Below are 22150 nucleotides of genomic sequence, written 5' to 3'. Positions count from 1 at the left end.
GCGCCCGGATGTCAACATTGAAAGTGCTTATTAAAGCATGCGTGTCTCGCCAGCGGGCATAAAAACCATGGGCCGCCTCGCGGCGGCCCATGTCCAGGTTACGGGAATACGGGAACGCTATACAGCGCGCTCAGCCCCCCAGTGCGGGATCGCTATAGCTCGGCCGGCCCGTTTCCACGTGACCGCCCAGGCGCCGCACGAAGCTCGCATCGGTATTGACCGTGACCGTCAGGTCGTACCAGCCGTGTGCGTTGCGCAGATCCAGATAGAGCAGGTCTTCGTCGCCGCCGCGCACCGTATGCTCGATTTTCGCCGAGGGATCGTAGGCGTTGACGACCGTGAACTGGCACGCCGCGCTGCCGGTGTTGGCCAGACGCAGTTCCAGATTGCCGTTGGCCACGTCGTAGCCTTCCGCCACCTCCGGCCGTGCCGTGCCGCGGCCCGCCAGGCTGCCGCTCTGCTGCGTGCCGGCGTAGCGGCGCAGGAAGCCGTTCGGCCCGAATACGCTGAAGTCGTACACACCCGGCGAAGCAATCGTCAACTGGTCTTCGAGGCGCTTGCCCGCTTCCACGGTGTAGGAGCGCGGCGCCGTGCTGCTGCCCGTTTCGTACACGAGGAACGCGGCACCCGCCCGCCCGGTATTGATGAAACGGATGCCGGCTTCGCCCGTTGCCGCCCCCGCGCTGAAGCGTACGAAGAACTCATAGGGCAGTGCGCGTGCGGGGCGCACGCCGGACTCCTGCTTCGGCAGGCTGCCCACGGCCGGCGGCGTCGGCACATAGCTCGGATGCCGGTTCTGGTCGGGCGGCACATAGCCGCTCGTGGAGGGCAGCGTCGGCAGGCCCTCGTTCGGCGTGGCGAAGTTGAACGCCGACATGAGATCGCCGCACACCGCACGGCGCCACGGCGTGATGTTCGACTCGCGCAGATCGTGATGCTCGCCGAAGCGCTTCTCGATGAAGCGGATGACCGAGGTGTGGTCGAAGGTTTGCGAGCACACCCAGCCGCCGCGCGACCACGGCGACACGGCGATCATCGGCACGCGCGGGCCGAGGCCATAAGGGCCGGCCGGGTACTCGCTGCTGAGCGCGAAGTACTCGTTCGCGGTCGAGACGGTGGAGAGGCCGTTCGCGCTCGTGGCCGGTGCGAACGGCGCGGCCAGGTGATCGAAGAAGCCGTCGTTCTCGTCGTAGTTGACGAGCAGGACCGTCTTGCTCCAGAGATCCGGATTCGACGTGAGGATCTGCAGCACCTGATCCACGTACCATGCGCCGTAGTTCGCGGGCCAGTTCGGGTGTTCCGAGTAGGCTTCCGGCGCGACGATCCAGGAGACCTGCGGCAGCGTGTTGTTCTGCACGTCCTGCTTGAGGACGTCGAAATAGGTGCCGCCCGAGGAGACATTCGTGCCCGTGCGGGCGCGGTCGTAGAGCGGATTGCCGGGCTGCGCGTTGCGGTACTGGTTGAAGTAGAGCAGCGAGTTGTCGCCGTAGTTGCCGATATACGGGTTTTCGGTCCAGCCCCACGAGCCCTGGGCGTTGAGCCCGGTGCCGATGTCCTGATAGATCTTCCAGGAGATGCCGGCGTTTTGCAGCACTTCGGGGTAGGTGGACCAGCCGTAGCCGAGTTCCGCGTTGTCGATCACGGGGCCGCCGCCGCTGCCGTCGTTGCCTACCCAGCCGGTCCACATGTAGTAGCGGTTCGGGTCGGTGGGGGCCATCGTCGAGCAATGGTAGGCGTCGCAGATCGTGAAGGAATCGGCGAGCTGGTAGTGGAACGGGATGTCGTCGCGCGTGAGGTACGCCATCGTCGTCGGGCCCTTGGCCGGCACCCACTGGTTGTAGAGGCCGCCGTTCCACGCCTGGTGCGTCGTGGTCCAGTCGTGCGCGAGGTCTTCGAGGAACTGCAGGCCGAGGTTCGGCGCCGTGGGGTGGAACGGCAGGACCTGCCCCACGCCGCCGGTGCCCGGCTGGTTCCAGACCGGCTGGCCGCCCGGCAGCGTGATGGCGCGCGTGTCGCCAAAGCCGCGCACGCCGCGCAGCGAGCCGAAGTAATGATCGAACGAGCGGTTTTCCTGCATCAGGATCACGATGTGCTCGACATCGCGAATGCTGCCGGTGCGGTTGTTGGCGGGAATGGCAAGCGCGTTGCGGATGCCGGGCGGCAGCAGGGTCAGCGCGGAGGCCGATCCCGCGGTCATTGCGGCGGCACGCAGGAAGTCACGGCGGGTTCTCTTGGTCATTCTTTTTCCAGTCGTTCTCGAGGGTGGGCAAACGCGCGCGGCACGCCGGGGTCTCCGGTCGGCCAGGCGCGGACGGGGACTTCAATCTGCGGTGTGAATCACGGGTGTGACGAGCGGATCGATACCCGGGCTGCCGTCGGCCGGCGCCTGGGCGGGAGTGCGTACGGCGAGCGCGGGAAGCGCGACTTCGCTCGCCCCCGCATCGGTGCCGGGTCCCGCGCTTTTTGCCGCCGCGGGCGCGCCGGGGGCATCGTCGAAGGCCGTGATCGTGTTCGCGGCCTTGTGCGAGGGAGTACCGGAGAGTTCGCGTGCGGCGGAATCGGTGAGTGCGGCGCGGTCGTCGTCATGCCCGCTGCATGCTGCGGTCGCGCAAACCAGCAGCGCGGCGGCGAACCCTGCTGGCGCGCGCAACGATCGGGTGTTGAAAGCTATTCGCAAACGTTTGCGTGGCAGGCTCCGCAAGGGCGCAGCTTGCCGCACGAATCGGGCTGTCATGCATGTCTCCCTGCCTCGGCTCAACCAGCCGGTCGAGCGGCTGGTCGGGCAGCGGATCGGCTGGATCCCGCAGCGCACGGCAATGCCGCGGCAAGACCCGGTAATAGTTGGTAAGGAACGGCAGACCAACGCCGGAGCATAGCGAAGCTGCTTTTAAGATTTATGACGCGAACGCGTCCAGGGAGATTTTTTAAAGCGGGAGATCGGCTTCGCTGGATGCGCGCGCGTGCATCGCACGCCAGGTCACCCATGCGGAGGCGAAGCCGGAGGCCGCGCCCACCACCAGCGCCCAGCGCGGTCCGAGGTGATCGGCCACCCAGCCCACGATCGGCGCGCCGACGGGCGTGCCGCCCAGCGCCACGGCCAGCCGGATCGCCAGCACGCGGCCGCGCATGGCCGGTTCGGTGGAGAGCTGCATCAAGCTGTTGGTGGTGGTCATGAAGGTCAGCGCGGCAATGCCGATTGGCACGAGTGCCGCGCCGAACCAGCCATAGGCGGGCGCGATGGCCGCCAGCACACAGCCGGCGCCGAAGAGTGCGGACGCAACGAGCAGCGACTCGAAGCGCGGCTTGCTGCGTTTCGCGCCGAAGAGCGCGCCGGTCACCGTGCCCACCGCCATCAGCGAAGAGAGCAGGCCGTAGCCGCCCGCATTGGCGTGAAAAACGCTCACCGCCATCGTCGAGATGAAGATCGGAAAGTTCAGCCCGAAGGTGCCGATCAGCGCCAGCATGAAGATGATCGCCTTGAGGTCGGGCCGCGACCACACGTAGCGAAAGCCCGCCGTCATGCTGCCGCGCGCGGGATGGGCGCGGTCGCGCACGCGCAGGTCCTGGGTGCGCAGGCGCGTGAGCGAGAACAGCACGGCGACGAACGAGAGGCCGTTGAGCACGAATGCCCAGCCCACGCCCGCCGAAGCGATGACGAGGCCCGCCACTGCCGGGCCCACCATGCGGGCGGCATTGAACGAGGTGGAGTTGAGCGCGACCGCATTGGCGAGGTCGCCGTCGCCGACGAGCTCCGACACGAAGGTTTGCCGCACGGGGGAATCGAGCGCCGTGGTGCAGCCGAACAGGAACGCGAAGGTGTAGACCTGCCAGAGCTGCACCGCACCCGAGATGGTCAGCACGCCGAGCCCGAGCGAGAGCGCGCCGAGCGTCGCCTGCGTGACCATGAGCAGCTTGCGTTGATCGAGGTGGTCGGCGGCATAGCCGGACCAGGGCAGCAGGAGCAACTGCGGCCCGAACTGCAGGCCCATGACGATGCCCACGGCGGCCGCGCTGTGATGCGTGAGGCCCGTGAGCACGAGCCAGTCCTGCGCCGTGCGCTGCATCCACGTGCCGATGTTGGAGACGAGCGCGCCCGCGAACCACACCCGGTAGTTGAAGCTGCGCAGCGAGCGGAACATGCCGTCTTCGGACAGCCTCATGCAGGCTCCGGCGCGCAAAGGTGCAGGCCGGCTCTCGCCTCAGTGCTTGCGGATTCGGGTGGGGCGCCGTGGCGGATCATGCACGCATTGTAAAAGATCTGCGGGCAATGCAAAGCGCGCCTTCACCGGAACGCCCCGCTTTGGCGTTAAGATCATTCGCGCGACGGCAGGGCAGTCGCACGCAGGACCGACCGAAGGACCCACGATGCAGACCACCGTACTCACCGACTGGCAGCAGTTCATGGCGCTCACCACGCAGCTCGACGGCTGGGCGTTTCGCGGCCAGCAGAACGCAGCCTGGCTACTGGAAAGCTCGCTCTCGCGCACCATGCGCGACTACGTGCAGGACCGCGGCCAGTGGCGCTCGCGCGAGGAGCGCGCGATTCGCGTGTTCCGGCGCAAGGCGCACAACTTTCTCGCGCATCCCGCGTTGCTGGGCGACGACCTGCGCTGTCTCGCGCTGATGCAGCACCATGGCGCGCCCACGCGCCTGCTCGATTTCACGAAGAGCCCGTTCGTAGCGGCGTTCTTCGCGCTGGAGCGCGCCACCGGCGACGCCGCCGTGTTCGCGCTGAACACGCCCGCGCTCTGGAACAACCGCGCGCTGCCGCGGGCGAACCCGCTGCTCACGCGCGATGTGATCGATCCGCGCGTGCACGACAATTTCCAGCAGCACTTCTTTTCGAACACCAACGAGATTTTGTGGTCCGGCGAGCCCACGGAAATGGACGACCGGCTCGTGGCGCAGTCCGGCACCTTCGTCGTGCCGGGCGTGATCGACAAGTCTTTGCAGGCGATTCTGGACGGCTACGAGAGCAACGAGGAACTGCTGCACAAGATCGTGCTGCCCAAGAGCATGCGCATGGACGCGATGAAGTGGCTCTATCGCATGAACATCACGAACGCTTCGCTCTTTCCGGGGCTGGACGGCCTCGCGCGTTCGATTGCGGTGGAACTGGAGATCGTCTGGTCGGGGCTCGTCACGTCGCCCTGAGCGGTGCCGGGTCAATGAACCCCGGCCCAGGGTCGCGCTTTAACGTTGCGTTAGCGCGATGCGCGCAACATGGCCGGTTCCAGCAGGTTGCAGAGTGCCTTCAGCGTGATCGGCCGCGAGAACCAGTAGCCCTGTGCTTCGTCGCAGCCCATCTCGCGCAGCGCCTCGGCCTGCTCCGCGGTTTCCACGCCTTCGGCGGTCACGGCGAGGCCCAGACCGTGCGCCATCGAAACGATCGCCTGGACGAGCGCCGCGCTGCGCGGGTCCCCGGTCATGCGCATCACGAACGCGCGGTCGATCTTGAGCCGGTTGATGGGCAGGCGCGCGAGATAGGCGAGGCTCGAATAGCCGGTGCCGAAGTCGTCCACGGCCACCTCGATGCCCGAAGCCCGCAGGGCCTGCAGCGTGCTCACGGTCCGCTCGGCGTCGCCGATCAGAACACTTTCGGTGATTTCGATTTCGAGTTGCGACGGCACGAGCGCGGCCTTCTGCAAAGCCGCCTCGATCGTGGCGACGAGGCGCGGATTCGCGAACTGCCGGGCCGAGACGTTCACGGCCACGTGCGGCAGCACGCCCGTGAGCCGCTGCGCGTAGCTCGTTTCGCGGCAGGCGGTGGCCATCACCCAGTCGCCGAGCGCGTGGATCATGCCGGTCTGTTCGGCCACGGGGATGAATTCCACGGGGCTCACGAGGCCGAGCTCGGGATGGCGCCAGCGGAGCAGGGCCTCCGAGCGCGAAACCCCGCCGGTGCGCAGCGAGACGCGCGGCTGATAGTGCAGAAACAACTGGCTCGTGTTGAGTGCGCGGCGCAGCCCTTTCTCCAGGTCGAGCGTGCGCGTGGCCCGGCGTTCGAGCGCGAGCGAGAAGCGGCAGAGCTGGCCTTTGCCGGCACGCCGCGCTTCGGAGAGCGCCACGCCGGCACGGCGGATCAGCAGGGCCGCGTCGTTGCCGTCCTGCGGCCACGATGCCGCGCCGATGCTCAGGCTCACGGGCGGCCACGCGCCACGCTCGCCCTCGGCGTGGCCCACGCCGCCGGCAAGTTGCCCGTTCTCTTCGTGGCCGGCATGCAGCCGCGCGGCCAGATCGCCAACCTGGGACTCGCCGCCCGGAAAGACCATCGCGAACTGGTCTCCACCGATCATCCCCACTGCGGCTTCGCCGCCCGCAAGCCGGCGCAGCCGCTCGCCCGCGAGCGCTAGCACGAGGTCGGCGCCTTCGGGGCCAACCGCGGCGCGTGTCAGGTCGAGATCGTCGATTTCGGCCACGCAGACGGTCAGCGGTTTTTCGTCGCGGCGGCTTCGCGAAAGCGCGAGTTCGAGGCGCTCGACCAGGAGTTCGCGGTTGGGCAACTGCGTGATGGGGTCGTGGTAGGAGACGTACCAGAGGCGTGCCTCGGTATGCGCATGGCGCGACATGTCCACGGCCACGCCGACGTAGCGCGGCACGGGCGCCGCATCGGGCCTCGCCGGCCGCGCACTTGCAGCCGGCAGCAGCGCGAGCTGAAACGAAACCGGCACGCGCGTGCCGTTGCGGCGCACGTAGGTCCACTCGGTGCGCTGGCGCGCGAGCGACTCGATTGAAACCCCGTCGCGGGAGGGGGCGATGCGCCGCAGCAGTTCGGCCGGGTCGTGCAGGGCGACGCAGGTGAGCTTGCCGACGAGTTCCTCGCTGCTAAAGCCGGTGAGCTGCTCGTACGCCGGATTGACGTGCGTGAAGAGGCCTTCTGCATCGCAGAGGAATGCGCCGTAGGGTCCGGCGAGGAAGGCGGACTCGTAGAGGCTGTGGCTGGGCATGCCGTTCTTCGCGGGCGGGTTTCGTTGGCGTGGGGTGCGCCGGGGCGGGCGGCGCGCGATGCGTCATGCAGGACGCGTGCCAATGCGCTCAAGTCTGGAGTACGGGCAACCAGGGCAGCTAAAGGCCAGCTAAAGGCCAGCTAAAGGCCAGCTAAAGGCCAGCTAAAGGCCAATCAAAGGCCAATCAAAGGCCAACTGAAGAGCGCTCCCTTAGCCCAAATCCCGACTTCCGGTGCCGTCACGAAATTCGCCCGCACCGTGCAGCGCGACGCTACGTAACACCGCGGCCTGCATCGCAGCGGATGTTACGTAACCGGCGTCCGGCGCGCGGCCCGCGCTGCAAGGCACGGCGCTACAGCACGCAAGCGTCTCAGCGGTTGGGCGCGAAGAGCGCATTGAGCTGCGCGCCCGGGGCGTTGTCTTCGAAGCCATCGAAACGGCCCTCGGCAAGTGCCTGGGCGGCGCGCATGAAGCCGCCCCATGCCGCGCGGGCGAGCGCCCCGCCCACGCTCACGCGCCGCACGCCCATCGCGGCGAGCGCATCGAGCGTGAGCGGCGAAGCCGAGCCCACCAGCACGTTGACCGGCTTCGGCGCCACCGCGGCGACCACGGCTTCGATCTGCTCGCGAGTCTGGAGGCCGGGCGCGTAGAGGCAGTCGGCGCCCGCCTCGGCGTAGGCCGTGAGCCGGCGGATCGTCTCGTCCAGATCGGCCTGGCCGGTCAGGACATGCTCCGCGCGGCCGACGAGGAGCGTGTCGCCGCCCTGGGCGTCGATGGCGCGCCGCGCGGCGGCGATGCGGGCCACGGCGACCTCGAGCGGAAAGAGCGGCGCCGCGCCGTCGCCGGTCGAGTCTTCGATGGAGAGGCCCGCCACGCCGGTCTGCACCGCGAGCGCGACGCTCTCCGCAACCTCATTCGGATCCTTGCCGAAGCCGCTCTCGAAGTCGGCGTTCACAGGCAGGTCGGTGGCGCTCACGATCGCACGCAGGTGGGCGAGCACCGCTTCGCGCGAGACCGAGTTGTCGGCGTGCCCCGTGGACCATGCGAAGCCGGAGCTCGTCGTGGCAAGGGCCTTGAAGCCCAGGTGCTGCAGGTAGCAGGCGCTGCCGGCGTCCCAGGGGTTGGGCAGCATGAAACAGCCGGATTCGTGCAGCGCGCGGAACGCGGCGCGCTTTTCTGCGGTGGTGCGGGGCATGAAGCGTCTCCAGGTGGAATGGACGAGGCAGGGGCAGGCACTGCCCCACGAGCATAAACGCAAGGTGCCATAGCGTGCCCGCTTACGGCCACTTTACTCAGACGAATGACCTGTATACGGGAATTCGCTTAAAGGGCAGTGCAGCATGCGCCGATAGCAAAACTGAGACCGAAGCCTACTGACTGGACATCATGCTGAAAAAATTGACCGTGCTGCAGAAACTGCTGGCTACCTTCGGCGCCGTGGCTGTGATCGGCGCCGCCTGCGGGGGCGTGGGTATCGCGACGCTGTCCCGCATGTATGGCTTGACGCGCGATGTCGCGCACGATCAGGTGCAGGGCATCTACCTGCTGAGCGAGATTGCGCGCAACAAGCTCTCCACCGACCTCGACGCCGCCAACCTCGGCTATGCGAAAACCGACGCCGCGAAGCAAGGCCTGATCGACGACATCCGCGCCAAGCTGGGCGCACTCGACGACTCGATGCGCCAGTACGGCGCGATTGCGAACCAGAGCGACGAAGGCCGGGCGCTCTATGCCGAACTGCAGCGCACCAACGACGGCTGGGAGCCGATCGTGAAGCAGGAGGCCGGCTTCACGCCGCTGGCGCCGCAATACGCCGATCACGACCTGCTGGTGCACGACGCGATTGCCGCGAGCGACAAGATGAAGGTGGCCATTGCGAAGCTGGCGGCCTACCGCAAGGCACGCGCGGACGAAGCGGCCCGGAACGCCGCGAGCCTCTACGCCAACATGAGCATCCTGCTGTCCACGCTCGTGGCGGTGGGGTTCGTTGCGAGCATGGCGTTCGGCTTTTTCATCGCGCGGCAGTTGCAGCGCCAACTGGGTGGCGAGCCCTCCGAGGCGCAGGCCGTGGCGCGCGAAATCGCCGGCGGCAATCTGGCCTCCCGCGTGACGCTGCGGGCGAAGGACACGACGAGCCTGATGGCGGCCCTCGCTTCCATGCAGGAGCGCCTGCGCGAGATCATCGGCACGATTCAGGTGTCGAGCGACTCCATCGTGAATGCCTCGGGCGAAATCGCGCGCGGCAATCTCGACCTCTCGCAGCGCACCGAGGAACAGGCCGCCTCGCTCGAAGAGACGGCGGCCAGCATGGACGAACTCACGTCCACGGTGAGCGCCAACAGCGCCTTTGCCGCCGATGCGCTGCGGCTTGCCGAGCATTCGTCGCACGCTGCGACGGACAGCGGCTCGGCCATGCAGGAACTGTCGGGCAGTATGGAGTCGCTCGTGAGCCATGCGAGCAAGATTACGGAGATCATCGCCACCATCGACGGCATTGCTTTCCAGACCAATATCCTCGCGCTGAACGCGGCCGTGGAAGCGGCGCGGGCCGGCGAGCAGGGCAAGGGCTTTTCCGTGGTGGCGGGCGAAGTGCGCAGCCTCGCGCAAAAGAGCGCGGTGGCGGCCAAGGAGATCAAGCAGTTGATCGACACCACGACGCGCGACATCCGAGGCGGCTCCCAGGTCACGCAGCGCACGGCCGAATCGATGGGCGCGGTGCGCAGCGCCGTGGAGCGCGTGGCCGCACTCATGCGCGATGTGACCGCGGCATCGGATCACCAGACCACGGGCATCGGGCAGATCAATCAGGCCATGCGGCAGATGGATTCGGTCACGCAGCAGAATGCGGCGCTGGTCGAGCAGGCCGCCGCGGCGGCGCAGAGCATGAGCGAGCAGGCGAGCGCGCTGCGTCAGAGCGTGGCGGCATTCCGCCTGCATTGAACGCGGGCGGCAGGCTCAAAGATAGGTGGCGAGGAGGGCGACGAGGATCGCCGCGGCCGCCATCAGCAGTGCCGCAAGCCAGGGCGAGGCACGCGCGGGGGCACGGATCGCCTCGGGCAGGCGCTTGCGTCCCGTGAGCATGGGCTTGAGCAGATTGTGGCCTTTCACGAGCGCATAGACCGCGATTGCGCAAACGTGCAGGACGACGGCACCCAGCAGAACGTCCCAGCCCCACGCATGGAAGGCCGCGATGGCATTCGCGATGACGGGCGGCACGAACTCGGAGAGCGGGCCTTCGTCGGCGATGTCGTTGTAGTCGTAAAGGCCGCTCAGTGTTTCGGCCAGCAGCAGCGCGAGCAGGAGGAGCACCATCCAGGCGCCCGCCGGATTGTGTCCCACCTGCACGTCCGGCTCGCGCCGCAGCAGATGTTTCAGGTGACGCCAGGCCGCCCACGGCGAGGCGACGAAACGGCGAAAGCGCGCGGTCTCGCTGCCGGCGATACCCCACATGAGCCGGAACAGCACGAGCGCGAGCAGCGTTTCGCCGAGACGCACGTGCCACTGCATCCAGTTCAGGCGCTGGGTGGCCCAGCAGCCCGCCACCAGCAGCACCGTCAGCCAGTGAAAGAGGCGCGTGGGCAGGTCCCACACGCGCACGCTGCGCGCGCCGGCGGGGTCGGGGCGTTCGGCGGCCATGCGCGGACGGGATGAGTGGCGAGAACCGATGAAGGCCGGGATCAGGCCTGCGCCAGGATCTGCTCGATGGCGCGCTCGAAAGCCTCCACCGGCTGGCCGCCCGTCACCAGATAACGGTCGTTGAAGATGATCGACGGCACCGACTGGATGCCCATGGCCTGAGACTGCTGCTCTTCGGCGCGGACTTCGTCGGCGTAGAGGCCGCTTTGCAGGACTTCGCGCGCCTGGGCGGCGTCCAGCCCCACGGACTGCGCCGCTGCCACCAGCACCTCGCGATCGCTCGGGTCCTTGCCCTCGCCGTGGTAAGCGCGCAGCAGCGCGAGCTTGAGCGGCAACTGCTTGCCTTCGAGACCCGCCCAGTGCAGCAGACGGTGGGCATCGAACGTGTTGTAGGCGCGTTCGCGCGGACCGAACGCAAAGCCCACTTCGGCGCCGCGCTCGCGGATCATGGCCTGGGTCTCGGCGATCTGCTCGGGCGTGCGGCCATACTTCTTGCCGAGATACTCGACGATCGATTCGCCGTCCGGTCCCATCTGCGGGTTGAGTTCGAACGGGTGCACGACGATCTGCGCATCGACCTTGTCGTCGAGGCGCTCGAGGGCGCGTTGCAGGGAGGAAAGGCCGATCGCGCACCAGGGGCAGGCGATATCGGAAACGAAGTCGATCTTGAGGGGCTGTTTCATGGCGAATCCTGGTTGATGTGGCTGGCGGCGCCGGGCCGATGCCTTGATCGGGCCGACGTCACCGCAGCGCACAGGGTAGCCCGAAACGGCGCGCCTTGCAGGGCACGCACCCGTATGCGTCAACGCCTCACGCCGCGCGGGCGCGGTCGACGTCGGGGCTGCGATACGCCGATTCGGGAATGTCCGAGAGCCGCGACGCGTGTACCTGGCCGCCCGAAAGCCCGTAAAACTTCTGGAAGCTCATGATGAGCGGATTCCACTTGTCCGGATCGATGCGGTTGGGCTGGCCGTCCATCAGCAGGTCGGCGCGCACGTGCACGCGCGTCACGCGCAACTCGAAGAGCTCGATTGCGCCGCGCAACTCCGGTGCGTCGTCGGCGAGCCCGTGGCGCGTGGCTACCGCGGCTTCGAGGTGGATCGGGCACTCCTGCGCGCGCGGCGCGCCCACCGTCTGCGAGGCGAGCGGCGTGAGCCCCGCGCGGCCGAACTTGTCCGGCTCGAACGTATAGCCGCGCGCCAGCTTGCGTGGGGACACCGGATTCGAGCCCGTGGTGCGCGCGATGCGGTCCACGGCGGCCGCTTCTTCGGCGGAAGGCAGATTCAGCGTGCATTCGCCGGTGCGCTTGAGATTGGCCGTGGTTTTCGAGGCGGCCGAAATGCCGATCACGCAACGCCAGCCCAGCCAGAACGCCGACGAAATGGGCGCGAGGTTCGCGCTGCCGTCGTCGTTGCAGGTGCCGACCAGCACGACGGGCGTGCCGAAATAGAGAATGGCGGGTTCGCTCAAAACATGGGTGGAGGACATGCCGGGGCCTTATGTCGAGTGGGTGAGTGGGTGAGGGGATGTGAGGCCAGTTTCGTGCGGCCAGCCCCGGCATGCACTCCAGTTCTTGCGTTCTCGTTCGGTCCACGCGCCAAAGACGCGCGGGAAGCAAAGGAAGGCGTGCGCTATCATGCTGCGCGGCATGCCAGCCGCACGCCCTTTCACCGTGACGCCCAACCCTGACCCGCGATGTTGCCCATCCCACTCTCCGGCGGACTGCTTTATCCCCATCTTCAGGCGCTGAGCGCCGCCGCGCTCGCCGGCATCGCGTTCGCGCTGGTGCTGGGCGGCATGGTGAAGGGGGTGACGGGCATCGGCGTGCCGCTCGTCGCCATGCCCATCCTCACGCACTTCATGCCGGTGAAGGAGGCGGTGCTGCTGCTCTCCATGCCGATCATTCTCGGCAATATCCCGCAGGCGGTCGAAGGCGGCCAGATCCTGCCCACCGTGCGGCGCATCGCGGCACCGCTCGTCGGCACCGTGATCGGCAACGTGGTGGGCGTATGGGTGCTGATCTCGCTCGAACCGCATCGCGCGCAGTTCGCCTCGGGGCTCGTGCTGATTCTCGCCGCGGCGTTGCTGCTCGCTTCGCCGAGGCTCACGTTCGCGCCCGCCCTGGTGAAGCCCGTGGGTCTCGTACTGGGCTTCGGCGCGGCGCTCATGGAAAGCATCGCTTCGGTGCCGGGTCCGCTGCTCGCCATGTATCTGATCGCGACGGGCGCCACGGGCCGGGCCTTCACGAAGCAGATCGCCATCATCCTCGTCGTTTCGATCGTCACGCTGCTCACCACCTTCAGCAGCGGCGCCCATGCGAACGTGACGGATCTCGCCCTCTCCGCTGCGGCCAGCCTGCCGGCCATCGCGGGCATGTGGCTCGCCCGGCCGCTGCGCGACGGGCTGCATCCGCTCGCTTTTCGCATGGTCGTGCTCGTGTGCGTGCTGGCCGCCGCGGCGCAGATGATCTGGAAGTCCGGGGTGCTCTGAAGCCGGCTTTGGCGCGTGTGTATCGCGCAAGCTTTCATTGGCCTTGTAACGGATCGGGCAAGCATCAGGGCCGGCGATAGTTCGAATCCGGATTTGCGATTTTTCCGATGGCACGCGATCCTCTACGATGGAGGCATCGCAGCCAGCGTCCTGCTTCGCCAGCCGAAGCGGAATTCGGAGAAACGATGGAGCACAAGGCCCGCACCCAGGACGAGCAACTCGAGGTCAAAACGACCACGTGCTACATGTGCGCGTGCCGTTGCGGCATCCGCGTGCATCTGCGCGACGGCGAGGTGCGCTACATCGACGGCAATCCCGAGCACCCGCTCAACCAGGGGGTGATCTGCGCGAAGGGCTCGTCGGGGATCATGAAGCAGTATTCGCCCGCGCGCCTCACGCAGCCGCTCGTCCGCAAGCCCGGGGCGCTGCGCGGCACGGCGCAGTTCGAACCGGTTTCGTGGGACGAGGCGTTCGATCTGCTCGAAAAACGCCTGGCCCATCTGCGCGCCACCGACCCGAAACGCTTCGCGCTCTTCACCGGGCGCGACCAGATGCAGGCCTTGACGGGCCTCTTCGCCAAACAGTTCGGCACACCGAACTATGCGGCGCACGGCGGCTTCTGTTCGGCCAACATGGCCGCGGGCATGATCTACACGATGGGGGGATCGTTCTGGGAGTTCGGCGGCCCGGACCTCGACCGTGCGAAGCTCTTCTTCATGATCGGCACGGCCGAAGATCACCATTCGAATCCGCTGAAGATCGCCATTTCGAAGTTCAAGCGCGCGGGCGGCCGCTTCATTGCGATCAACCCGGTGCGCACGGGCTACGCGGCCATTGCCGACGAGTGGGTACCCATTCGCCCCGGCACGGATGGCGCGCTCTTCATGGCGCTCATGCACGAGTTGATCGGCCAGGACGCTTACGACCACGAGTTCGTGGCGCGCTACACCAACGCGGCGGAACTGCTCGACCTGCGCGAGGCAAGCGAAACTTATGGGCTCTTCGTGCGCGACGAAACCGCGGACGAAAGCAACCGCCTCTTCCCGCAAAACCACTTGTGGTGGGACCTCGAAACGCAACGCGAGGTGCTGCATCACACCCCGGGTGCGCGGCCTGCGCTGGACGGCCGCTATACGCTCGCGGACGGCACGCCGGTCGCGCCTGCCTTCGCGCTGCTGCGCGAGCGCGTGGCCGACTGCACGCCCGAATGGGCCGCGGAGATCACGGGGATTCCAGCGGCCACGATCCGGCGCCTCGCGCGCGAAATGGCCGAGGTCGCGCGCGATCATCCAATCACGCTGCCGATACGCTGGACCGATGCCTGGGGCGAAACGCACGACACGGTCACGGGCGCGCCCGTGGCGTTCCATGCGATGCGCGGGCTCGCCGCACACTCGAACGGGTTTCAGACCACGCGTGCGCTGGCGGTATTGATGTCGCTGCTCGGCACCATCGACCGGCCCGGCGGCTTTCGTCACAAGTCGCCGTTTCCGCGCGCGGTGCCGCCTTCGGCCAAGCCGCCCAATCATCCCGGCGACGTGCGTCCCAACACGCCGCTCGCCACCGGGCCGCTGGGCTGGCCGGCGGCGCCCGAAGACCTTTTCGTGGACGACGAGGGCGGCCCGGTTCGCATCGACAAGGCGTTCTCGTGGGAGTACCCGCTTGCCGTGCACGGACTCATGCACAGCGTCATCACGAACGCGTGGCGCGGCGACCCGTATCCCATCGACACGCTGCTCATCTTCATGGCCAACATGGCGTGGAATTCGTCGATGAACACCGTGGAGGTGCGCAAGATGCTGGCGGACCGCCACGAGAACGGCGAGTACAAAATCCCGTTCCTCGTGGTGTGCGACGCGTTCCAGTCGGAGATGACCGCGTTCGCCGATCTCGTCCTGCCCGACACCACCTACCTCGAACGCCACGATGCCATGTCGATGCTCGACCGGCCGATTTCGGAATTCGACGGACCCGTGGATTCCGTGCGCGTGCCGGTGTTGCCGCCCACAGGCGAATGCAAGCCGTTCCAGGAAGTGCTGATCGAATTGGCAGGACGCCTGAAGTTTCCCGCGTTCACGACCGCCGAGGGCAAGCGCAAGTACCGCGATTACCCCGACTTCATCGTCAACCACCAGACTTCTCCGGACTCGGGCGTGGGCTTTCTGATCGGCTGGCGCGGCAAGGACGGGGATGCCGCACTCGTGGGCGAACCCAATCCGCGGCAGTGGGAGATGTACGCGGCCAACAACTGCGTCTATCACTACACGCTGCCCGAAACGATGCAATACATGCGCAACTGCAACGGGCCGTATCTGCAGTTCGCGGTCGAGAAGGGCTTTCGCAAGTTCGACGAACCCATCGTCATCGCTCTCTACTCGGACGTGATGCAGAAGTTCCGGCTCGCAGCGCAGGGCAAGGCGAAGGGGCGTCAGCCCCCCGAGCACCTGCGCGAACGCGTGGCCACGTACTTCGATCCGCTGCCGTTCTGGTACGCGCCGCTCGAACGCGAAGAGACCGATACGGCGCGCTATCCGCTCGCGGCGGTCACGCAGCGCCCGATGGCGATGTACCACTCGTGGGACTCGCAGAACGCCTGGCTGCGGCAGATACACGGCGAGAACTATCTCTATGTGAATCCGCGCACCGCCGCGGCCGAGGGTATCGAAGACGGCGCCTGGATTCATGTGGAATCGCAATGGGGCAAGGTGCGCTGCCTTGCGCGCTATAGCGAGGCGGTGGAGCCCGGCACCGTATGGACCTGGAATGCCATCGGCAAGGCGGCTGGCGCCTGGCAGCTAGGCCCGGACGCGAACGAATCGCAGCGCGGCTTTCTGCTCAATCACCTGATCACCGACGAGTTGCCGGCCACCGAAGCCAGACCCTGGCGCCTCTCGAATTCCGATCCTGTGACGGGCCAGGCTGCATGGTACGACGTGCGCGTGCGCATCTATCCGGCCGAGGCCAATGCGGATCGCACGCTGCCGCAGTTCGACCCCGTGCGGGAGATGCCCGGCGTGGTGGGGGAAGGCGAAGGGAAGGGCGGTGTGGTTCACCGCACCCTGCAGGCGTATTTCGCGGGGCGCGGCGAATTCGCGGCGCGCCTGCGGGCGGCGTCGAAACGGCGCAAGCCGCCACGTGCGTGACAACGGGAGTTTGCTATGACCCAGATGGCCCTCGTCATCGATCTCAACGTCTGTGTGGGTTGCCACGCATGCGTGACGAGTTGCAAGGAATGGAACACTTCGGGAGAGGCGGGCAGCCTCGCGGACCTGAACCCCTACGACGCCGATCCGTCCGGCACGTTCTTCAACCGCGTGCAGACTTTCGAAGCGGGCGAATACCCCCTGGCGGATACGATCCACTTTCCGAAGTCGTGCCTGCACTGCGAGGACCCGCCGTGCGTGCCGGTGTGTCCGACCGGGGCAAGCTACAAGCGCAAGGAAGACGGCCTCGTGCTGGTCGATTACGACCGCTGCATCGGCTGCAAGTACTGCGCGTGGGCCTGCCCCTATGGCGCGCGGGAACTGGACGAAGGCCGCAAGGAAATGACCAAGTGCACGCTGTGTTCGGACCGCATCCATAACGAGGCGCTGCCCGAGCGCGACCGCAAGCCGGCCTGCGTGCTGGCATGCCCCACCTCGGCGCGGCTCTTTGGCGACATTCACGACCCGGACTCGGTGGTTTCGAAGGCGATTCGCGAGCGCGGCGGCTACCAACTGATGCCCGAGTGGGAAACGCGGCCCTCGAATCATTATTTGCCGCGCAAGCAGGTGGCTTCGTGCGGCAGCGGGTGTGGCTGTGCCGAAGCGGGCGAGCGTGAGGCATCGTCGATGGAAGACGGCGAGCTGCACCTCGCATCGATTGCAAAGCGGATCGGATAGACGCGGACCGCCAGAGGGAGACCGAACTTGAAACCTGCATTTTCCGTCGTATTCCTGACGACCCTGAGCGGAGCGGGGCAGGGATTGCTCATTGTGCTCGTTGCCGTGGAAGCGGCGGCGCGCCTCGGCTTCGCCGGTGCCGATGGCGTGCCGGCTGCGTTCTACGTCGCCGGTGCCGTGCTTGCGTGCGTGCTCGGCGCGCTGGGGCTGCTCGCGTCGTTTTTCCACCTGGGGCATCCCGAGCGCGCGTGGCGGGCCATCGCCATGTGGCGCACGTCGTGGCTCTCGCGCGAATGCCTGTGTTTGCCCGCTTTCCTCGGCTGCGCGTTCGCGTATGGCCTCGCGCATGCGCTGAACTGGCCTGATACGCTGGCTATCGGCGGCCTTGGCGTGGTGGCGGGCGTGCTGCTGTTCGTCTGCACGGGCATGATCTACGCCTGCCTGCGCTTCCTCCAGGAATGGGCGACGCCGCTCACCGTCGTCAATTTCGCACTGCTCGGCTGCGCGTCGGGCGCCACGCTGGCCGTTGCCTGCGCGGCGTGGCTCGTACCCGGGCTGGTCGCGCCGCTCGCGGCGCTCGCTTGCCTGCTTACGCTGGCGGCCGGCGTTTCGCGCGGGGCCTCGCTGGTGCGCAACGCCCGCTTGCACCCGAAATCGACGGTGCAAAGCGCCACGGGCATTCAGGGGAGGCGCGTGGTGCAGCAGTCGCGCGGCTTCACCGCAGGCGCGTTCAACCTGCGGGAGTTCTTTCACGGCAAGACGCCCGAGACGTTGCACCGCGTGAAATGGACCTTCATCGTGGCCGCATTCGTCGTGCCGTTTTGTCTTGTGGCGCTGGGCGGCAGCCTGCGTTTGCCGGTAGCGGCGCTGGCACTGCTATGGCTTGCGGCAGCGATCCAGTATGCGGGGCTCGTGGCCGAGCGCTGGTTCTTCTTCGCGGAAGCGCGGCACCCGCAGAATCTGTACTACCGCCAGAGCTGAGCGCGGCGTACCGCCCCCCGCCTGGCGACACCACCGCTACTTCAGCCGGCCCGCGAGGAACTGCTGCAGGCGCTCGCTGCGCGGCGCGTTCAGCACCTCGCGCGGGTCGCCTTGCTCCTCGATCTTGCCCTTGTGCAGAAAGACGACGTGATTCGACACGTTGCGCGCGAAGCCCATTTCGTGCGTGACGACGATCATCGTGCGGCCTTCTTCCGCGAGCGCCTGCATCACCCTCAGCACTTCGCCCACCAGTTCCGGGTCGAGCGCGGACGTGGGTTCGTCGAACAGCATCACTTCCGGCTCCATTGCCAGCGCGCGGGCGATCGCCACGCGCTGCTGCTGTCCGCCGGAAAGATGCGCCGGGTACTTCTGCTCGACGCCGTTAGTCAGACCCACCTTCGCCAGATATTTGCGCGCGCGTGCCTCTGCCTCCTCGCGGTTCAGTCCGAGCACGCTCACGGGGGCTTCGACGATGTTTTCGAGCACGGTCATGTGCGCCCAGAGATTGAAATGCTGGAACACCATCGAAAGGCGCGTGCGCATGGCGCGCAACTGCTTCGGGTCGGTCACCCTCAGGGCGCCGCTGCGGTCGGTGCTGGTGCGGATCTCCTCGCCGTTTACCGCGATGCGCCCGGAGCAGGGCGATTCGAGGAAGTTGATGCAGCGCAGGAAGGTGCTTTTCCCGGAACCGCTCGACCCGATCAGGCTGATCACGTCGCCGGCCTTCGCCTTGAGCGACACCCCCTTCAATACTTCGTTTTCGCCGAACTTCTTGTGCAGGTCGTCGACAATCAGTTTGTACATTCTCAATACACTCCCACCAGGCGGCTTAGTGCCCTTGCGGTTTCAGGTAAGCCAGCATACGTGTTTCCATGCGGCGGAAAGCCCAGATCAGGGCGAAGACGATCGACGCATACAGCACGGCCGCAATGCCGTAAGCCTGGAAGGTCATATAGGTGGCCGAGTTCGCGTCGCGGGCCACTTTCAGGATGTCGGGGACGGTGGCGGTGAAGGCGAGCGTGGTGGCGTGCAGCATCAGGATCACTTCGTTGCTGTAGGCGGGCAGCGCGCGGCGCAGCGCCGAAGGCAGGATGATGCGCGTGTAGAGCCGGGTCTTCGACATGCCGTAAGCCTGCGCCGCCTCGATCTCGCCGTGCGACGTCTCCTTGATCGCACCGGCGAATATCTCCGTGGCGTAGGCGCATTCGTTCAGCGTGAAGGCCAGCAGCGTGCAGTTCATCGCACTGCGAAAGAACGCGCCGAGCATCTCGTGCGTATGCACGTAGTGCAGGCTGTAGATGCCGGTGTAGCAGAGCAGCAACTGAACATAGAGCGGCGTGCCGCGAAACACGTAGGTGTAGAGCCACACGGGGCGCGAAATGAACGGATTGCGCGAGGTGCGTGCAATGGCGAGCGGCACGGCCAGCAGGAAGCCGAGCACGATCGAGACCACCAGCAGCCAGAGCGTGACCACGAGGCCGCTGTAGTTGAAGCCGTCGCTGTACAGATAGTTCGGCCAGTATTGCTGAATGAGTTCGATCACAGCGCGGCCCTCCGGACGCCGGTCGAATAGCGCTTTTCGAGGCGATGCAGTGCGAAATTGGACACGGTGGTGATGGCGAGATAGATCGCGCCGGTCATGAGCGTGAAGAAGAAAAACTGCTGCGTGGCCTTGCCGGCGTCCTGCGCGGCCTTCACCACATCCGCGAGACCGATGATCGAGACGAGCGCGGTGGCCTTCACGAGCACCTGCCAGTTGTTGCCGATGCCGGGCAGCGCGAAGCGCATCATCTGCGGGAACAGGATGCGCGTGAACACGCGCGTGGAACTCATGCCATAGGCGAAGCCGGCTTCGATCTGCCCGCGCGGCACGGCGAGGAACGCGCCGCGAAAGGTCTCGGTGAAATAGGCGCCGTAGATGAAACCGAGGGTGATGACGCCGGCCACGAAGGGGTCGATGTCGATCTGGTCCATGCCGGCCAGGTCGGTCAGATCGTTCAGCCAGATCTGGATGCTATAGAAGAGCAGCAGCATCAGCACGAGATCGGGCACCGCGCGGATCAGCGTGGTGTACAGCGTGCCGATGCGCGAGAGCACCCGGTTGGGCGAAAGCTTCGCGGCGGCGCCGGCGAGGCCGAGCAGAAAGGCCGCGGCGAGCGACAGCAGCGCGAGCTTGACGGTTTCCCACGTGCCCGCGAGGAGCAGCGGGCCAAAGCCTTGGAAAAACATGGAAGGGTGTCCTCGATGGGAGCGAGCGTGCCGCGCATTGGCGCAGCATGCATGACACTTAGGAATACAAGTGAAGACGGCGGAACTCAGCTCCCGTACACGTCGAAGTCGAAGTACTTCGACTCGATCTTCTTGTACGTACCGTCCTGGATCATCTCGGCGATGGTCTTGTCGAGCTCGGCCTTGAGGTCGGCGTCGTCCTTGCGCAGGCCGATGGCCGCGGCGCCCGTGGGGATTTCCGGCCCTGCAAACGCGAAGCCCGCGCCGCGCGGCGTCTTGAGGAAGCCCAGGTCCGCCTGGATCTCGTCTTGAAGCGCGGCATCGAGGCGGCCCGACTGCAGGTCCAGATAGACCTGATCCTGGTTCTCGTAGGGCACGATGTTGATACCCCTGGGCGCCCAGTTTTCCTTCGCATAGGTCTCCTGAATGGAGCCTTGCTCGACCCCCACCGACTTGCCCTTGAGCGAAGCGATGGTCGGTTGCAGGTTCGAACCCTGCTTCGCGACGAGACGCGTCGGCGTGTTGAAGAGCTTCGAGGAGAAGGCGATCTGCTGCTCGCGCTGCGGGGTGATCGTGAGTGCCGAAAGCACGCCATCGAACTTCCTGGCCTTCAGCGCGGGGATCATGCCGTCGAAATCCTGCTCGACCCACACACACTTTGCCTTCATGCGCCGGCAGATTTCGTTGCCGAGATCGATGTCGAAGCCGACGAGCTTGCCGTCCGGCGCCTTCGACTCGAACGGCGCATAGCTGGCATCCACACCGAAGCGGATCGTGGACCAGTCTTTCGCATAAGCACCGCCGGCGGCGAGAGCGAGGGCGACACACAAGGCAAATTTCTTCATGAAGGCTCCGGGGGGTATCGATGGATGCAAAGTTGTCTATACAAATTATCGGTCCTGACAGTGCTCAACAATCGGTGTAATTACCGAGAAGCGCGTTGATTCGTCAACTGAAAGGCTGCGTAACTCAAGCGTCAGGAAAGCGTCATCCGGGTATACACGAAGCTTTTATTACTTGTATATACAAGTTGAAGGCTTTAATCTTTCGCCATCTTGTCCAGACAACTTGAGCGAAATGATTACTCTGACTCCCGGCCACCTGACCCTGCCCCAACTGCGCCAGATCGCGCGCCAGACCGACCAGCATCCGGTAAAGCTCGAACTCGATCCGGCAAGCTTTGCCGCCATCGATGCCTGTGCGCGCGCCGTTGCGGAAATCACGGCGAAGGGCGAACCCGCCTATGGCATCAACACGGGCTTCGGGCGTCTTGCCAGCACGCATATCCCGCGCGATCAGCTTGAACTCCTGCAGCGCAATCTGGTGCTCTCGCACGCCGTGGGCGTGGGCGAGCCGATGTCGCGCCCGGTTGTGCGCCTGCTGATGGCGCTGAAGCTTTCGAGCATGGGCCGTGGCCATTCCGGCATCCGCCGCGAGGTGATGAACGCGCTCATCACGCTCTTCAACGCCGACGTGTTGCCCGTGATTCCGGTGAAGGGCTCGGTGGGCGCTTCGGGCGACCTCGCGCCGCTTGCGCATATGTCCGCGATACTGCTGGGTGTGGGCGAAGTGTTCGCGAAGGGCGAGCGCATGAGTGCGACGGAGGGGCTGCGCCTCGTTGGCCTCAAGCCGCTCGCGCTGCAGGCGAAAGAGGGCCTCGCGCTGCTCAACGGCACCCAGGCTTCCACGGCGCTCGCGCTCTATAACCTCTTCGCGATCGAAGACCTGTACCGCACCGCGCTCGTTTCGGGCGCCCTGTGCGTGGATGCGGCGGCCGGCTCGGTCAAGCCTTTCGACGCGCGCATTCACGAGCTGCGCGGCCAGCGCGGCCAGATCGAAGCGGCCGCTGCGTATCGTGCGCTGCTCGACGGCTCGGCGATCAATCTCTCGCACCGCGACTGCGGCAAGGTGCAGGACCCGTACTCGCTGCGCTGCCAGCCGCAGGTGATGGGCGCGTGCCTCGACCAGATGCGCCACGCGGCGCAA

General features: G+C 66.4%; 19 protein-coding genes. 7 read left to right on the top strand and 12 right to left on the bottom strand.

What is annotated here, in order from left to right; translation table 11 throughout:
* Window positions 1-130 precede the first annotated feature (130 nt).
* From BFE01S_RS24725 to BFE01S_RS24715, 3 genes are all read right to left on the bottom strand, one after another.
* Entirely contained in the window at window positions 131-2239 is a 2109-nt protein-coding gene (locus BFE01S_RS24725) for a phosphocholine-specific phospholipase C (RefSeq protein ID WP_028227818.1), read from the bottom strand.
* An 81-nt stretch (window positions 2240-2320) separates the two neighbouring features.
* Window positions 2321-2650: a hypothetical protein gene (locus BFE01S_RS39995; protein ID WP_042338433.1), complete on the bottom strand. Its 330-nt coding sequence runs from the start codon at window positions 2648-2650 to the stop codon at window positions 2321-2323.
* A gap of 274 nt (window positions 2651-2924) precedes the next feature.
* Window positions 2925-4160, bottom strand: coding sequence for an MFS transporter (locus BFE01S_RS24715; protein ID WP_028227817.1), 1236 nt, complete (start codon window positions 4158-4160; stop codon window positions 2925-2927).
* A 205-nt stretch (window positions 4161-4365) separates the two neighbouring features.
* Here BFE01S_RS24715 and BFE01S_RS24710 point away from each other — a divergent pair, with 205 nt between their 5' ends.
* Window positions 4366-5154: an FRG domain-containing protein gene (locus BFE01S_RS24710; protein WP_028227816.1), complete on the top strand. Its 789-nt coding sequence runs from the start codon at window positions 4366-4368 to the stop codon at window positions 5152-5154.
* 50 nt (window positions 5155-5204) lie between these two features.
* Here BFE01S_RS24710 and BFE01S_RS24705 read toward each other — a convergent pair whose 3' ends face one another.
* Together BFE01S_RS24705 and BFE01S_RS24700 are read right to left on the bottom strand one after the other, a co-directional pair.
* A complete protein-coding gene (locus BFE01S_RS24705) occupies window positions 5205-6947 on the bottom strand; it encodes a sensor domain-containing protein (protein ID WP_028227815.1) in 1743 nt (580 codons plus the stop codon).
* Between the two features lie 370 nt (window positions 6948-7317).
* Window positions 7318-8142, bottom strand: coding sequence for an isocitrate lyase/PEP mutase family protein (locus BFE01S_RS24700; RefSeq protein ID WP_028227814.1), 825 nt, complete (start codon window positions 8140-8142; stop codon window positions 7318-7320).
* Window positions 8143-8333: 191 nt separating this feature from the next.
* Between BFE01S_RS24700 and BFE01S_RS24695 the strand changes: the two genes are divergently transcribed.
* A complete protein-coding gene (locus BFE01S_RS24695; RefSeq protein WP_084170129.1) occupies window positions 8334-9887 on the top strand; it encodes a methyl-accepting chemotaxis protein in 1554 nt (517 codons plus the stop codon).
* 15 nt (window positions 9888-9902) lie between these two features.
* Here the strand turns inward: BFE01S_RS24695 and BFE01S_RS24690 are convergent, their stop codons facing one another.
* The 3 genes from BFE01S_RS24690 to BFE01S_RS24680 all read right to left on the bottom strand — a co-directional run bounded on the left by BFE01S_RS24690 (window position 9903) and on the right by BFE01S_RS24680 (window position 12071).
* Window positions 9903-10583 carry a cytochrome b/b6 domain-containing protein gene (locus BFE01S_RS24690; protein ID WP_028227812.1) on the bottom strand — a complete coding sequence of 227 codons (681 nt, stop codon included), beginning with the start codon at window positions 10581-10583 and terminating at the stop codon, window positions 9903-9905.
* Between the two features lie 41 nt (window positions 10584-10624).
* Window positions 10625-11266: a DsbA family oxidoreductase gene (locus BFE01S_RS24685; RefSeq protein ID WP_028227811.1), complete on the bottom strand. Its 642-nt coding sequence runs from the start codon at window positions 11264-11266 to the stop codon at window positions 10625-10627.
* A gap of 127 nt (window positions 11267-11393) precedes the next feature.
* A complete protein-coding gene (locus BFE01S_RS24680) occupies window positions 11394-12071 on the bottom strand; it encodes a flavin reductase family protein (RefSeq protein ID WP_028227810.1) in 678 nt (225 codons plus the stop codon).
* A 207-nt stretch (window positions 12072-12278) separates the two neighbouring features.
* Here BFE01S_RS24680 and BFE01S_RS24675 point away from each other — a divergent pair, with 207 nt between their 5' ends.
* From BFE01S_RS24675 to BFE01S_RS24660, 4 genes are all read left to right on the top strand, one after another.
* Window positions 12279-13073, top strand: coding sequence for a sulfite exporter TauE/SafE family protein (locus BFE01S_RS24675; protein WP_028227809.1), 795 nt, complete (start codon window positions 12279-12281; stop codon window positions 13071-13073).
* Between the two features lie 185 nt (window positions 13074-13258).
* A complete protein-coding gene (locus BFE01S_RS24670) occupies window positions 13259-16216 on the top strand; it encodes a molybdopterin oxidoreductase family protein (RefSeq protein ID WP_028227808.1) in 2958 nt (985 codons plus the stop codon).
* A 15-nt stretch (window positions 16217-16231) separates the two neighbouring features.
* Window positions 16232-16954 (top strand): 4Fe-4S dicluster domain-containing protein, encoded by a 723-nt coding sequence (locus tag BFE01S_RS24665; protein WP_028227807.1) that lies wholly within the window; start codon window positions 16232-16234, stop codon window positions 16952-16954.
* A 27-nt stretch (window positions 16955-16981) separates the two neighbouring features.
* Window positions 16982-17935 carry a dimethyl sulfoxide reductase anchor subunit family protein gene (locus tag BFE01S_RS24660; RefSeq protein WP_028227806.1) on the top strand — a complete coding sequence of 318 codons (954 nt, stop codon included), beginning with the start codon at window positions 16982-16984 and terminating at the stop codon, window positions 17933-17935.
* A 36-nt stretch (window positions 17936-17971) separates the two neighbouring features.
* Here the strand turns inward: BFE01S_RS24660 and BFE01S_RS24655 are convergent, their stop codons facing one another.
* The 4 genes from BFE01S_RS24655 to BFE01S_RS24640 all read right to left on the bottom strand — a co-directional run bounded on the left by BFE01S_RS24655 (window position 17972) and on the right by BFE01S_RS24640 (window position 21009).
* The gene (locus tag BFE01S_RS24655; protein WP_028227805.1) at window positions 17972-18739 is read right to left on the bottom strand and encodes an ABC transporter ATP-binding protein; all 768 of its coding nucleotides are present in this window, start codon (window positions 18737-18739) and stop codon (window positions 17972-17974) included.
* Between the two features lie 25 nt (window positions 18740-18764).
* A complete protein-coding gene (locus tag BFE01S_RS24650) occupies window positions 18765-19478 on the bottom strand; it encodes an ABC transporter permease (protein WP_028227804.1) in 714 nt (237 codons plus the stop codon).
* On the bottom strand, window positions 19475-20164 hold the full coding sequence (locus tag BFE01S_RS24645; RefSeq protein WP_028227803.1) for an ABC transporter permease: 690 nt from the start codon (window positions 20162-20164) through the stop codon (window positions 19475-19477). Before BFE01S_RS24645 ends, BFE01S_RS24650 begins: the two co-directional genes overlap by 4 nt.
* A gap of 86 nt (window positions 20165-20250) precedes the next feature.
* A complete protein-coding gene (locus tag BFE01S_RS24640) occupies window positions 20251-21009 on the bottom strand; it encodes an ABC transporter substrate-binding protein (protein WP_028227802.1) in 759 nt (252 codons plus the stop codon).
* Window positions 21010-21241: 232 nt separating this feature from the next.
* Here BFE01S_RS24640 and BFE01S_RS24635 point away from each other — a divergent pair.
* The coding region (locus BFE01S_RS24635; protein WP_042338430.1) for an aromatic amino acid lyase at window positions 21242-22150 on the top strand (909 nt) is incomplete at its 3' end.

This window comes from Paraburkholderia ferrariae NBRC 106233 (assembly GCF_000685035.1).
In the GTDB taxonomy this organism is placed as follows: domain Bacteria; phylum Pseudomonadota; class Gammaproteobacteria; order Burkholderiales; family Burkholderiaceae; genus Paraburkholderia; species Paraburkholderia ferrariae.
Note: the sequence above shows the minus strand (reverse complement) of the source record. Positions and strands in the feature narration are given on the sequence as shown.